An 11,625-nucleotide genomic window follows, 5' to 3' on the forward strand; every position below is an offset into this window, starting at 1 on the left:
TACAAAGGCGTACGGAACACTGACGGCGCCTGCCTCCCAGTCCCCGACCGGACGGATGGCAGGCGCCGTCGCATGCTCAGGAGGCCTGAAGCCCCTCGAACTCCACCGCGGCGTCCTCGGTGTAGGCGCCCACCCGGCCCTGGAGATAGGGGCGTTCGGCGTCGGTGAAGGTCACGAGCCGCTTGCCGTCCACCTCCACGGTGAGCCGCGGGCCCTTCTGCTCCACCCGTACCGAGGACCAGTCGCCCACCGGGTACTGCTCGTGCCCCGTGGCCAGGAACCGCTGCCCGCCGGGATACGCCGGGTCCCGCTTGCCGAGCTCCCAGCCGTTCGGTTTGAGGGTGATGTAGTAGAAGTGCTCCGCGTCGGTGTACGCCCACACCAGCCACGGCACTTCCCACGGGTTCGGGTGCGGGGTGCGCAGCTGCTCGACGGTGCGCATCCGGGACGCGAACCGCACGTCGTCGTACGACGCGGTGCTGACGACCAGCCCGGCATGGGTGGTGCCGGGGTCCTCGGCGGGCATCGGGGACAGGGTCAGGGAGTCGTCGTCTCCGGTGTTGGTGCCGTGGCCGTTGAACACGGAGGTCCAGCGGCCGTGGGTGGAGCCGTCGGCCCAGGGGGCGGTCTGCCGTGGCTCCGGGTCCGAGCCGCACCGGCTCAAGGTGACGGACAGGCCGACCGCCAGGGTGAGAGCCAGTGCGACTCCGGCCAGGACGCGGCTCCTGCGCCCCGGCCCCGACGGAAGCTCCGGCGGAGGTCCTGGTGGAGGCCCTGGTGGACGCGTCGACGCGGGCCCCGACCGAAGTCCCGGCCGAAGCCCCGCCCGAAGTCCCCGCGGAATCAGGGGAATCCGTCGGCGTGAGCGCAGGAGTGACGGCGTCATGCCGTCGAGTATGGCCCGGATGCCGTGAGGCCGACCGGGACATCGGCGGCGAAGTCCTCGGCCAGCTGGTCGAGGATCCGGCGCGCGGCCGTGCCGTCGCCGAACGGGTTGCCCGCGCCCGCCATCCGCCGGTACTCCACCGGATCGTCGAGGAGTTTCTCCGCCCAGGCCACGATGGTCTCCGGGTCGGTGCCGACGAGCCGGGCCGATCCGGCCTCGACCGCCTCGGGCCGCTCGGTGGTCGTCCGCAGCACGAGCGAGGGCTTGCTGAGGCTGGGGGCCTCCTCCTGGATACCGCCGGAGTCGGTGAGGACGAGGTCGCACCCGGCCAGGGTCGCCGCGAAGTCCAGATAGCCGAGCGGCTCGACGAGCGAGATGCCCTGGTGACCGTCGAGTTCGGGCAGCAGCACGTCCCGTACGGCCGGGCTCTTGTGCAGCGGCAGCACGATCTCCACGTCCCCCCGGCGGGCGAGCCGGGTCAGTGCCCGTCCCATGCCGCGCATCCGTTCGCCCTGGTTCTCCCGGCGGTGCAGGGTGACCAGGATCCGCTTGGCGGCGGTACGGAACGCGGAGGCGCCGGTGCCCTCGGCCAGCACCCACAGCAGGTTGTCGATCACCGTGTTGCCGGTGGTGAACACCTGCTCCTCGGGGATGCCCTCGTCGGTCAGATGGCGGGCCGCGGCCGGGGTGGGGGCGAAGTGCCAGCGGGCGATACGGCTGATGAGGCTGCGGTTGAGCTCTTCGGGGAAGGGGTTGTCGATGACGCCGGTACGCAGTCCGGCCTCCACATGGGCGACCGGGATCTTCTCGTAGAAGGCGGCCAGGGCACCGGCCAGCGCGGTCGTGGTGTCCCCCTGCACCACGACCAGGTCGGGGCGCTGCTCCCGCATGGCACCGCCGAGCTCCCCGACCAGACGGGCGGTGAGGTCGGACAGCTGCTGCCGGCTGCGCATCACCTCCAGGGCGATGCGTACGTCGACGCACAGCATGCCGAGCATCTGGTGGAGCATCTCGCGGTGCTGGCCGGTGGTGACGACGACCGGCTCGAACTGCGGACCGGCGGCCATCGCCCGCGCCACGGGCGCCAGTTTGATCGCTTCCGGCCGGGTGCCGAGCACCAGCATGGCGCGTACGGGCATGGCTGACGGAGGTGTGGACATGTTGGGTGCCCCCCTTGGGCATGCGTGATCGTCGCAGCGACCACGTCGAGGGTGATGAGAGAGGTAACAGGTGATGAGAGAGGTAACGGGAGAGGCGTCAGGAGAGCTGATGGGACACAGAGTCGAGGATTCGCGCGGGGATCGGGCGCGGCCCGGACGTCCTCAGGTGCGCGCGGTCTTCAGCCAGCCTCGCTGGCCGGTGAGCATCCGCCAGAAGCCCCACCAGCCGGCGGCGAACCAGATGTAGCCGTAGAAGACGAAGACATGGGCCAGGAGCACCGAGCGCATCAGCCCGAGCTCCCGCTCACGCTTGGCATAGACGAAGCCGTACGCGTAGGCGGCCGTGAACGAGAGCAGATACGGGCCGAGCAGCCACATGGGCGAGACCAGTGCCTGCCCTGCCCGGACGGAGGCCACGGTGGTGGCGCCGACGGCGACGAGGAAGGACAGCGGCAGCAGCGAGGTGAGCAGGATGAGCACCGGGCTGGAGAGGTGGTAGAGCAGGTCGAGTGCGGCACGGGTCGGGACGTCCCTGAGGATGAGCGGGACGAGACCGGCCGACTGGAGATGGCCCTGGAACCAGCGGGATCGCTGGCGGATCAGGCGCCGCAGGCTGAGCACGGCCTGCTGGGAGACCGCCGCGGTGGTGCAGTGCTGGTTGGTCCAGCCCTTGGCGATCAGCCGTACCCCGAGGTCGAGGTCCTCGGTCAGGCTGTCGCTCCAAGGCCCTTCGCCGTCCAGGGTGTTGAGCGCCGACAGCCGCATGAACTGCCCGTTGCCGCCCATGCCCACGCTGCCGATGGAGCGGCGTGCGCTCTGGAAGACGTCGCCGTAGACGACGAACTCCATGTCCTGCATGCGGGCGAGCAGGCCGAGATGCCGGTTGTACATACGGACGCAGACCTGAACCGCGCCCGTTCTCGGATCGTCGAAGTACGGGTCGACCGACTGCACCACATGCGGGTCGAGCCGCCCGTCCGCGTCGACCACGCACAGGACCACGTCCGCCGGGTCATGACCGGCGAGCAGACCGGATTCCCGCAGGTGGCGTACGCCGTCATTGAGTGCGGCGCCTTTGCCTTTACGGGCATTCGGCGGACTGCGCCGGTGCAGTCGGACCAGATCCGGGTCGGCGGCCAGCGCGATCTCGGAGGTACGGTCGTCCGAACCGTCGTCGATCACCAGTGCCATAAAATTCCGGGCAGGCAGTGAGGTGATTCGCGCCAGGCTTTCCGAAAGCACCTGCTCCTCGTTGAGACAGGCGAGAAGAAATACATAGAACCGGTCTCTCCGGTCTGTTCGGGAACGGCGAATTCTGCGCCTCGACAGCAGAAAGAGACTGGTGTTGTAGCAGCCGGCCATGATGATCAAAGTGATGCTCGACCACAGGAGCAGCTCAGTGATCATGACTGCTCCCAGCGGTGGCCTGCGCTTTTCGCGTCTGGCGGCGCAGCCGTATCCGGGCCAGCAGTATCAGACAGGCGGTCAGGCAATAGAGCAGGAATCCGGCCCCGGCCGTCGCCTGTAAGGTTTTGGCCAAAGGCAGCCCGGGCACGGCTTCTGGCGCGGCCATCGCCCCTGCCAGGGGCAGCAGAGCCCCCAGGGCGGGTCGTCCGTACATTGTCCCCCCACACATTTCACAACGCGTCCCCAACGCGCGAAGGTGAACGTAGCAGACGCCGGGGGCGACTCAGAAGGTTAATCAGAAAAAGGACATGTCCGATCTTCTTGTGTCGTCTCCTGAACACCGCAGGAATTCACCCTTCAGGCCATTGACACTCTTCATGGCCGTCATAAGAATCGGTGACTTCCTATTGTGAAAAACCTTTGCCAAGGATTGGCAAAGTGGGGGGAATGATCGTGAGACCGAAGTTCTCCATGCTCCTACTGCTGGTCGCCGCGCTGCTCAGCGGCACCTTCCTGGCCGCGGGCGCCCAGGCCGCACCCGGTGGGGACCGGCCCGGCCGCGAGAACGTCGCCGGGACGTCCGGACTGAGCCGCGTCGACCTCAAGGGCTGGGCGAAGGCCCAGCTCAAGGCCGACCGGGCACGTCACAGCAAACCCCGCCAGAAGGCGTCCGCCGGCACCCTGGCGACCGCGACCGGCTTCCCGGTCCGGACCGCGTCGGCCGTGACCCGGCAGGCCGCCCTGCTCCAGGCCGCCGACGTCGCCGCCGCGGCCGACCCGACCACACTCGTCCTCTACGACACCGCAGGCCCTTACGGGCAGTTGGGCGAGCTGTACGCCATGGCCGCGGCCAACCTCGCGGGCCACTTCGGCACGGTCACCGCCAAGCCCGTCCAGCAGTACACCGCCGGCATGGTCGAGTCGTACTCGGCCGTGGTCTACATCGGCTCGACCTACTACTGCTGCGACACCCCGGACGCGATCCCGGCGGCCTTCTACCAGGACGCCTCCACCACGACCAAGCCCGTGATCTGGATGGGCGCCAACATCTGGAACATGGCGAACTCGGTGGGCGTAGCCCAGTTCACCCAGAAGTACGGCTGGGACCCGACGACGTCGTACTACGGGGACGGCGGTTCGATCGGCACCGTGACACAGGTGACGTACAAGAACCAGACCCTCACCCGGAAGGTCCCGGTGGGCCAGGACGGCGGCGTGCTGCGCCCCAACGTCCTCACCGGACCCGGCTATCCCGCCGTCACCAGGGTCGCGGAGGGCCTGGACACCTCCAACGCGCACACCTTCGGGTGGGCCGTGCGGTCGTCCAACCTGACCTACATCGGTGAGATCCCCTTCGCGTACGTCTCCGAGAGCGACCGGATCATCGTCCTGGAGGACCTCCTCTTCGACGCCCTCGCGCCGGCCACCACCGAACGGCACCGCGCGCTGCTGCGCCTGGAGGACATCAGCCCCAACTCCGAACCCTCCGAACTGCGGGCGATGGCCGACCTGTTGCAGGCGGAGAACATCGCGTACGGCATCAACGTGATCCCCGTCTACACCGACCCCAACGGCACCTACAACAACGGCGTCCCGGAGACGGTGACGCTCGCCCAGCGGCCGCAGGTGGTCAGCGCCCTGAACTACATGCTGGCCCGGGGCGCGGTCCTCATGAACCACGGCTACACCCACCAGTACGGCAATGCCGCCAACCCCTACAACGGCGTCACCGGCGACGACTTCGAGTTCTACCGGGCCCACGTCGACGCCTCCGACAACGTGGTGTACGACGGCCCGGTCACCGGCGACTCCACCGCCTGGGCACAGGGCCGGGTGACCAGCGCGCTCGCCGCGTTCACCGCCGCGGGGCTGCCGCGGCCGACGCTGTGGACCACCCCGCACTACGCGGCATCGGCCACCGACTACCGGGTGTTCGGCGCCAACTACGCGGCCCGCCTGGAGCGTTCGCTGTACTTCTCCGGAACGCTCAGCGGCAACTCCGCCGGACCCAACGTGTTCATCGGCCAGTTCTTCCCGTACGTCGTGCAGGACGTGTACGGCACCAAGGTGCTGCCCGAGAACATCGGCAACTACGAGCCGGACGCGTACAACAACCATCCGGCACGGCTGCCGGCCGATCTCATCGCCTCGGCCAAGGCCAACCTGGCCGTCCGGGACGGGTTCGCCAGCTTCTTCTACCACCCGTACTTCCCGACCCAGCCGCTCAAGGAGACGATCGACGGCATCGAGGCCCTGGGCTACACCTTCGTCAGCCCGACGAGCCTGTGAGGACGACGCTCATGAAGAGGAGGGCCGTCGCCGCTGCCGCGGTGGCGGCCCTCCTCGCCGCCGGCTGCACGACCACCAAAGCCTCCAGCGACTCCGGCGGCTCTCGCGGTGAGGAAGCGATCTCGACGATGCGTGGCATCACCCTGCCCTCCTGGTACCGCACCGACTACGACAGCCCCGCAGCCGACCGCTATCTGCGGGACATCCGGGCCACCGGGGCCCGCTGGGTCACCTTCACCCCGACCTGGTACCAACAGCGGCGCACCGACACGGTCATGCGCCCCACCGAGGAGACGGCGAGCGACGCGAGCCTGAAGCGGATCGTGCGGCGCGCGCACGCGGCCGGCCTCAAGGTGATGATCAAGCCCCATGTGGACCTGCCCGGCGACGCCGACCGCGCCGGGATCAGCCCCCGCGACCGGCCCGCCTGGTTCACCTCGTACCGCCGTTTCCTCACCCACTACGCCGACCTCGCCGCCGGCACTGGCGCCGAACAGCTCGCGGTGGGCACCGAACTCGCCGGGGTCTCCCGCGACACCGAGGCCTGGACCGAGGTCATCGACACCGTCCGCGACCACTACGACGGCCCCCTGACCTACGCCGCCAACTACGACGAGTACCGCGGGATCCGCTTCTGGAAGGAGCTCGACCTCATCGGTATCGACGCCTACTGGCCGCTGTCCCGGAAACCCACCGAGGACACCGCACGGCTGCGCCGCGCCTGGCAGCCGATCAGCGAGGAGCTCGCCGCGTTCGCCCGGCGCCACGACCGGCGGATCCTGTTCACCGAGGCCGGTTACGTCAGCCAGCGCGGCGCCACCACCGCGCCGTACGCCTGGGACCTCAGCCGTCGCACCGGCGACGCCGAACAGGCCGCCGCCTACCGGGCGTTGCTGGAGACGTTCACCGGACGCGACTGGTGGGCCGGGGTGTGCTGGTGGATGTGGGACGACTGGCCGGACAGCGCCGAGACCCCCGCGAAGCTGGCGTACACCCCGCACGGGAAGCCGGCGGAGAGGGTGCTGCGGGAGACGTGGGGCACGCCCTAGAGCATGCGTGCCCTAGAGCCCGCGCGCCCTAGGGCACGCGGTACGTCTCCCCGTACACCGCCCACGTCAGCGGCGTGTCCAGGTCCAGTTTCCCGTCGTACAGGAACTGCCGTTGCGCCGTGTCGACGCGGGACGTGTCGATGTCCCCGTGCCGGGTGCGCATGGCCTGCTCGCGGATGTCGAGGAAGATGTCGAGGTAGGCCTTCTCGGAGCCGCCCTCGGAGGGCGCGTCGGCCTCGTGGATCGCGCGCTCGCGCAGGCCGTAGAAGCTGGTGGAGTTGGTGCCCGGGCCGTGGAAGACCATGGCGTCGTAGTAGATGAACTGGCCCAGCGTCCCCAGGCCGTCGAGCTTGGCGAGGCGGACCGCGGGGTCGAAGTAGACGCGGTCACGTTCCTCGTCCTGGGCCCTGCGGAAGGCCTCGACCCCGGCCTCCGCCTTCCAGGCCTTCGTGAAGCCGGGGTCCAGGCCCTCGTGGGAGTCCGTGCCGTCGACCTCGCGCAGGGCGGGGAGATAGCGGGCCAGACCGTTGTCCGGGTGGGCCTTCGTGTAGCGCTCGACCAGGGTGAGCAGGTCGTTGGTCCCGGTGCAGAAGCCGATGATGCCGGCCGTGTAGCCCTGGCCGTCCCCGATGTCCTCGATGTAGCCGTAGGCGGAACGCCAGTCCAGGGTGGAGTTCTCGGCGCTCGCCACGATCTGCTGGGCCAGCTCCTTCTTGGCGGGCGCGGACAGCCCGGCCGGCAGGGCGGCGATCGCCTTGTCGTCCGCCGCCTGCTCGTCCTCGGCACGGCTCTTGGCCTCCTCGCGTGCCAGCTGCGAGGCGGACACCGACGGTCGCGCCGGGGCATCGGCGGAGTCCGAGGGGACGAGGAGATAGGCCGCCGCCGTGATGGCGAGGGGAACGGCCGCGAACACCAGGACGGCTTTGGGGCGCTTCATCGGGTCAGCTCCGAGACCCTCGCGACCGCCAGGACCACCAGCAGCCCCAGCAGCGCCACACAGGCGACCGACTGGATCAGGCCGCGCCGCGGTCCGCGGGGGACATAGGCGTACGCCAGTGTCACCGCGCCGCCCGTGAGCAGGCCGCCGAGGTGGCCCTCCCAGGAGGTGAAGGCCGCGGAGGCCACGAGCCACACCAGCAGGAAGACCATGAAGCGGTTGACCGCCCGCATGTCCGCGCCCACCCGGCGGGCCATGACGTAGTACGCCGCGCCCAGCCCGAAGATCGCCCCCGAGGCGCCCACGGCACCCTCTCCCGGGTCGGCGAGCAGCAGCACCGCGACCGAACCGCCGACCAGCGACAGCAGGTACAGCGCCAGATAGCGGACCCGGCCCAGCATCGGCTCCACGACCCGGCCGAGCTGCCACAGCGACCACATGTTCATCACGATGTGCATCAGGCCGAACGTTCCCGCAGTGGGCTCCAGATGCAGGAAGCCACTGGTCAGCAGCCGCTCCCACTGTCCCGCCACCACACCCTCCGCGTGGAAGTCCGACGGGTAGGAGGACTGGTAGACGTAGTGGCCGCCGTCCGGGCCCACCAGCCCCGCGGTGAGCATCGCGAAACGGTCGACGATCTCCGGGCGGACCACCTCGCCGAGGTAGGCCAGGACATTGAGCCCGATCAGGACGTACGTGACCAGCGGCACCGCCGACACCCGTCCGCCGACGACCGTGCGGGCCTGCCGGATCGACCGCGCGCCCTCCTTCACGCACTCCACGCACTGGTGGCCGACGGACGCCTCGCGCATGCAGTCCGGGCAGATGTACCGGTCGCAGCGGGTGCAGCGGACATGGGACTCCACCTTGGGATGGCGGTAGCAGGTGGTGAGGGTGGACTCGGGTTCCACAGCCGCGGCTCCTCGGGAGATGAGACGATCAGTGAGCCGGTGGGGACGGCGGCGAACAAAATAGCGAACAGCGGTGAAGAGAGCGAAAGCGGGGGAACATGGCGGCGATCAGTCTCACCAAGGTCGAGGAGACCGCGCCCGCACTCGTCAGCCTCTACAAGAGCGCGGGGGTCTCGCTGCGCAAGCACGGTCTCGACGGGCTGCGGGCCGCGGTCTACCTCGTCGTCGACTACTCCGGGTCCATGAAGCCGTACTACAAGGACGGCAGTGTGCAGGCGCTCGCCGACCGGGTGCTCGGACTGTCCGCGCACCTCGACGACGACGGCACCGTGCCGGTGGTGTTCTTCTCCACCGAGGTCGACGCCGAGACCGAGATCGCGCTCGCCGACCACCAGGGGCGGATCGAGCGGATCGTGGCCGGGCTCGGGCACATGGGCAAGACCAGCTACCACCTGGCCATGGACGCGGTCATCGACCACTACCTCGACAGCGGCTCGCGGGAACCCGCCCTCGTCGTCTTCCAGACCGACGGCGGCCCGATCAACAAACTCGCCGCGGAACGCTACCTGTGCAAGGCGGCCCGGCTGCCGCTGTTCTGGCAGTTCATCGGGTTCGGGGACACCAGGAGCAAGCAGTTCGACTATCTGCGCAAGCTCGACGAGCTGTCCGTGCCGGACAAGCGGGTCGTCGACAACGCCGGGTTCTTCCACGCCGGAGCGGAGCCGCGGAAGGTGTCCGACAGCGAGCTGTACGACCGGATCGTCGGCGAGTTCCCGAAGTGGCTGGTGGCCGCGCGAGCGCAGGGGATCGTCCCGCCCGGCGTATGAACCGGCGCCTGAACCGGCGTCCGAACCACCGGCCGGGAAGCGGTCCTTCCCGTTGGCTTGGCCGCGCCGTCGTGCCACTCTGAGAGTGATCCGACGAAAGAGGCGACGGCCTATGGACGGCGGCGCGCGATCGGTGAACGAGACGCGGGGACGGACCCCCGCGAACGGCGAGAAACTCGCCGACTGGGCGGACGGGCGACTCGGCCTCTACGGGCTGGCCAAGGCCAACATGCGCAAGGTCTTTCCCGACCACTGGTCCTTCATGCTCGGCGAGGTCTGCCTCTACAGCTTCATCGTCATCATTCTCACCGGCATCTATCTCACCCTGTTCTTCGAGCCCAGCGGCGTCGAGGTCGTCTACCACGGCTCGTACGAGCCCCTCAACGGCATCGTGATGACCCGGGCGTTCGAGTCCACGCTCGACATCAGCTTCGATGTGCGCGGCGGGCTGCTGATCCGGCAGATCCACCACTGGGCGGCACTGGTCTTCGTCACCGGGATGCTCGTGCACATGATGCGGGTGTTCTTCACCGGCGCGTTCCGCAAGCCGCGCGAACTCAACTGGGTGTTCGGCTGGACCCTGTTGATGCTCGGCATCCTGACCGGGCTGACCGGCTACTCCCTCCCCGACGACCTGCTGTCCGGCACCGGTATCCGCTTCGCACAGGGCGCGATCCTGTCGGTCCCGATCATCGGGACGTATCTCTCCTTCTTCCTGTTCGGCGGGGAGTTCCCGGGCCACGACATCATCCCGAGGCTGTTCCCGATCCATGTCCTGCTGTTGCCCGGGATCATGCTGGGCCTGGTGGTCGCGCATCTGATCCTGGTCTTCGTCCACAAACACACGCAGTACCCGGGTCCCGGCCGGGACGAGAAGACGGTCGTCGGGATGCCGTTCATGCCGGTCTACGTGGCCAAGGCGGGCGGCTTCTTCTTCCTCGTCTTCGGGGTGCTGGCGCTCATGGGCGGTCTCGCCCAGGTCAACCCCGTGTGGGCGTTCGGCCCCTACCGTCCGGACCTGGTCACCACCGGCGCCCAGCCCGACTGGTATCTCGGCTTCTCCGAGGGACTGATCCGGGTGATGCCGGGATGGGAGATCAGCGCCTGGGGCCACTCCCTGGTGCTGGGGGTCTTCATCCCCTTCTCGCTGTTCCCGCTGATCCTGCTCGCCCTCGGCGTCTATCCCTTCGTCGAGGCGTGGATCACCGGTGACAAACGCGAGCACCACATCCTGGACCGGCCGCGCAACGTCCCCGTGCGTACCGGCCTCGGTGTGGCCTGGCTGAGCCTGTACGTCGTGCTGCTGATCGGCGGCGGCAACGACATCGTGGCCACGCATCTGCATCTGTCCATCAACGCGATCACCTGGTTCGTGCGGATCTCCGTCTTCGTGGTGCCGGTGCTCGCGTTCATCGTGACGAAGCGGGTCTGTCTGGGGCTTCAGCGCCGGGACCGCGACAAGGTGCTGCACGGCCGGGAGTCGGGTGTCATCAAACGGCTGCCGCACGGGGAGTACGTCGAGATCCACGAACCCCTCGCGCAGGACCAGCTGCACACCCTCACCCAGCACGAGCAGAACCCGCCCTACGAGATCGGACCGCTCGTCGACACCAACGGTGTGCGGCGGCCGGTCACGGTCTCCCAGCGGGTCAGGGCGCGGCTGGCGTACGCGATGTTCGGGCCCGAGACGCGGATCCCCAAGCCGACGGTGGAGGAGTACCGGCGGATCACCAGCGGCGACCACCACTGAGCAGGACGGCGGCCCGGCACTCCTGCGGGCTGCCCCAGGCGGTCCGCAGGGCGCGGGCCTTGGTCAGCCACAGCGACAGGTCGTACTCCGCCGTGTACCCGATCGCGCCGTGCAGTTGGAGCGCGGTACGGGCGGTCCGGTACGCCGCCTCGCACGCGGTGACCTTGGCGGCGGCGACGTCCTCCGGGGCCATGGTCAGGGCGGCGCCCAGGAGCAGGGGGCGGGCGAACTCCAGGGCGATCTCGGCGTCGGCGAGGCGGTGCTTGACCGCCTGGAACGAGCCTATGGGGGCGCCGAACTGGGTCCGCTGCTTGACGTAGGTGACGGTCCTGTCGAGGAGCGCGAGACCGACGCCGAGTGCCTGGGCGGCGGTGGTGAGGCGGGCCAGGAGGAGGGCGGGGGCGAGGGA

10 protein-coding genes are annotated in these 11,625 nt (G+C 69.1%); 4 read left to right on the forward strand and 6 right to left on the reverse strand.

The window, feature by feature from the left end; all coding sequences use genetic code 11:
• Positions 1–76: 76 nt before the first annotated feature.
• The 3 genes from HLK59_RS25530 to HLK59_RS25540 form a co-directional block, all read right to left on the reverse strand.
• Entirely contained in the window at positions 77–664 is a 588-nt protein-coding gene (locus HLK59_RS25530) for a family 16 glycoside hydrolase (RefSeq protein ID WP_240982637.1), read from the reverse strand.
• Between the two features lie 218 nt (positions 665–882).
• On the reverse strand, positions 883–2,046 hold the full coding sequence (gene wecB / locus HLK59_RS25535) for a UDP-N-acetylglucosamine 2-epimerase (non-hydrolyzing) (protein ID WP_240982638.1): 1,164 nt from the start codon (positions 2,044–2,046) through the stop codon (positions 883–885).
• A 162-nt stretch (positions 2,047–2,208) separates the two neighbouring features.
• Positions 2,209–3,453 carry a glycosyltransferase family 2 protein gene (locus tag HLK59_RS25540; RefSeq protein WP_171143839.1) on the reverse strand — a complete coding sequence of 415 codons (1,245 nt, stop codon included), beginning with the start codon at positions 3,451–3,453 and terminating at the stop codon, positions 2,209–2,211.
• A 447-nt stretch (positions 3,454–3,900) separates the two neighbouring features.
• On the opposite strand from HLK59_RS25540, the gene HLK59_RS25545 reads away from it, so the two are divergent.
• Both HLK59_RS25545 and HLK59_RS25550 read left to right on the forward strand, forming a co-directional pair.
• Positions 3,901–5,742, forward strand: a complete 1,842-nt coding sequence (locus HLK59_RS25545) for a polysaccharide deacetylase family protein (RefSeq protein ID WP_171143840.1) — start codon at positions 3,901–3,903, stop codon at positions 5,740–5,742.
• Positions 5,743–5,753: 11 nt separating this feature from the next.
• On the forward strand, positions 5,754–6,791 hold the full coding sequence (locus HLK59_RS25550; protein WP_171143841.1) for a hypothetical protein: 1,038 nt from the start codon (positions 5,754–5,756) through the stop codon (positions 6,789–6,791).
• 28 nt (positions 6,792–6,819) lie between these two features.
• On the opposite strand, the gene HLK59_RS25555 is transcribed toward HLK59_RS25550, so the two are convergent.
• Both HLK59_RS25555 and HLK59_RS25560 read right to left on the reverse strand, forming a co-directional pair.
• Positions 6,820–7,728, reverse strand: a complete 909-nt coding sequence (locus tag HLK59_RS25555) for a chitosanase (protein WP_171143842.1) — start codon at positions 7,726–7,728, stop codon at positions 6,820–6,822.
• A complete protein-coding gene (locus HLK59_RS25560) occupies positions 7,725–8,639 on the reverse strand; it encodes a rhomboid family intramembrane serine protease (RefSeq protein ID WP_171143843.1) in 915 nt (304 codons plus the stop codon). Before HLK59_RS25560 ends, HLK59_RS25555 begins: the two co-directional genes overlap by 4 nt.
• Positions 8,640–8,737: 98 nt before the next feature.
• Between HLK59_RS25560 and HLK59_RS25565 the strand changes: the two genes are divergently transcribed.
• Both HLK59_RS25565 and HLK59_RS25570 read left to right on the forward strand, forming a co-directional pair.
• A complete protein-coding gene (locus tag HLK59_RS25565; RefSeq protein ID WP_171143844.1) occupies positions 8,738–9,466 on the forward strand; it encodes a VWA domain-containing protein in 729 nt (242 codons plus the stop codon).
• A 112-nt stretch (positions 9,467–9,578) separates the two neighbouring features.
• The gene (locus HLK59_RS25570; protein ID WP_171143845.1) at positions 9,579–11,216 is read left to right on the forward strand and encodes a cytochrome bc complex cytochrome b subunit; all 1,638 of its coding nucleotides are present in this window, start codon (positions 9,579–9,581) and stop codon (positions 11,214–11,216) included.
• Here HLK59_RS25570 and HLK59_RS25575 read toward each other — a convergent pair.
• A partial coding sequence (locus tag HLK59_RS25575; protein WP_277349524.1) for an acyl-CoA dehydrogenase family protein occupies positions 11,194–11,625 on the reverse strand: 432 nt, incomplete at its 5' end. The genes HLK59_RS25570 and HLK59_RS25575 overlap by 23 nt on opposite strands.

Source organism: Streptomyces sp. S3(2020) (assembly GCF_013044505.1).
GTDB lineage: Bacteria > Actinomycetota > Actinomycetes > Streptomycetales > Streptomycetaceae > Streptomyces.

Excerpts from the sequence above, each read along its gene's own strand:
- HLK59_RS25570 (WP_171143845.1), top strand. The coding sequence starts at position 9,579 with ATGGACGGCGGCGCGCGATCGGTGAACGAGACGCGGGGACGGACCCCC.
- HLK59_RS25540 (WP_171143839.1), bottom strand. The coding sequence starts at position 3,453 with ATGATCACTGAGCTGCTCCTGTGGTCGAGCATCACTTTGATCATCATG.
- HLK59_RS25550 (WP_171143841.1), top strand. The coding sequence starts at position 5,754 with ATGAAGAGGAGGGCCGTCGCCGCTGCCGCGGTGGCGGCCCTCCTCGCC.
- HLK59_RS25555 (WP_171143842.1), bottom strand. The coding sequence starts at position 7,728 with ATGAAGCGCCCCAAAGCCGTCCTGGTGTTCGCGGCCGTTCCCCTCGCC.
- HLK59_RS25545 (WP_171143840.1), top strand. The coding sequence starts at position 3,901 with ATGATCGTGAGACCGAAGTTCTCCATGCTCCTACTGCTGGTCGCCGCG.
- HLK59_RS25565 (WP_171143844.1), top strand. The coding sequence starts at position 8,738 with ATGGCGGCGATCAGTCTCACCAAGGTCGAGGAGACCGCGCCCGCACTC.
- wecB (WP_240982638.1), bottom strand. The coding sequence starts at position 2,046 with ATGTCCACACCTCCGTCAGCCATGCCCGTACGCGCCATGCTGGTGCTC.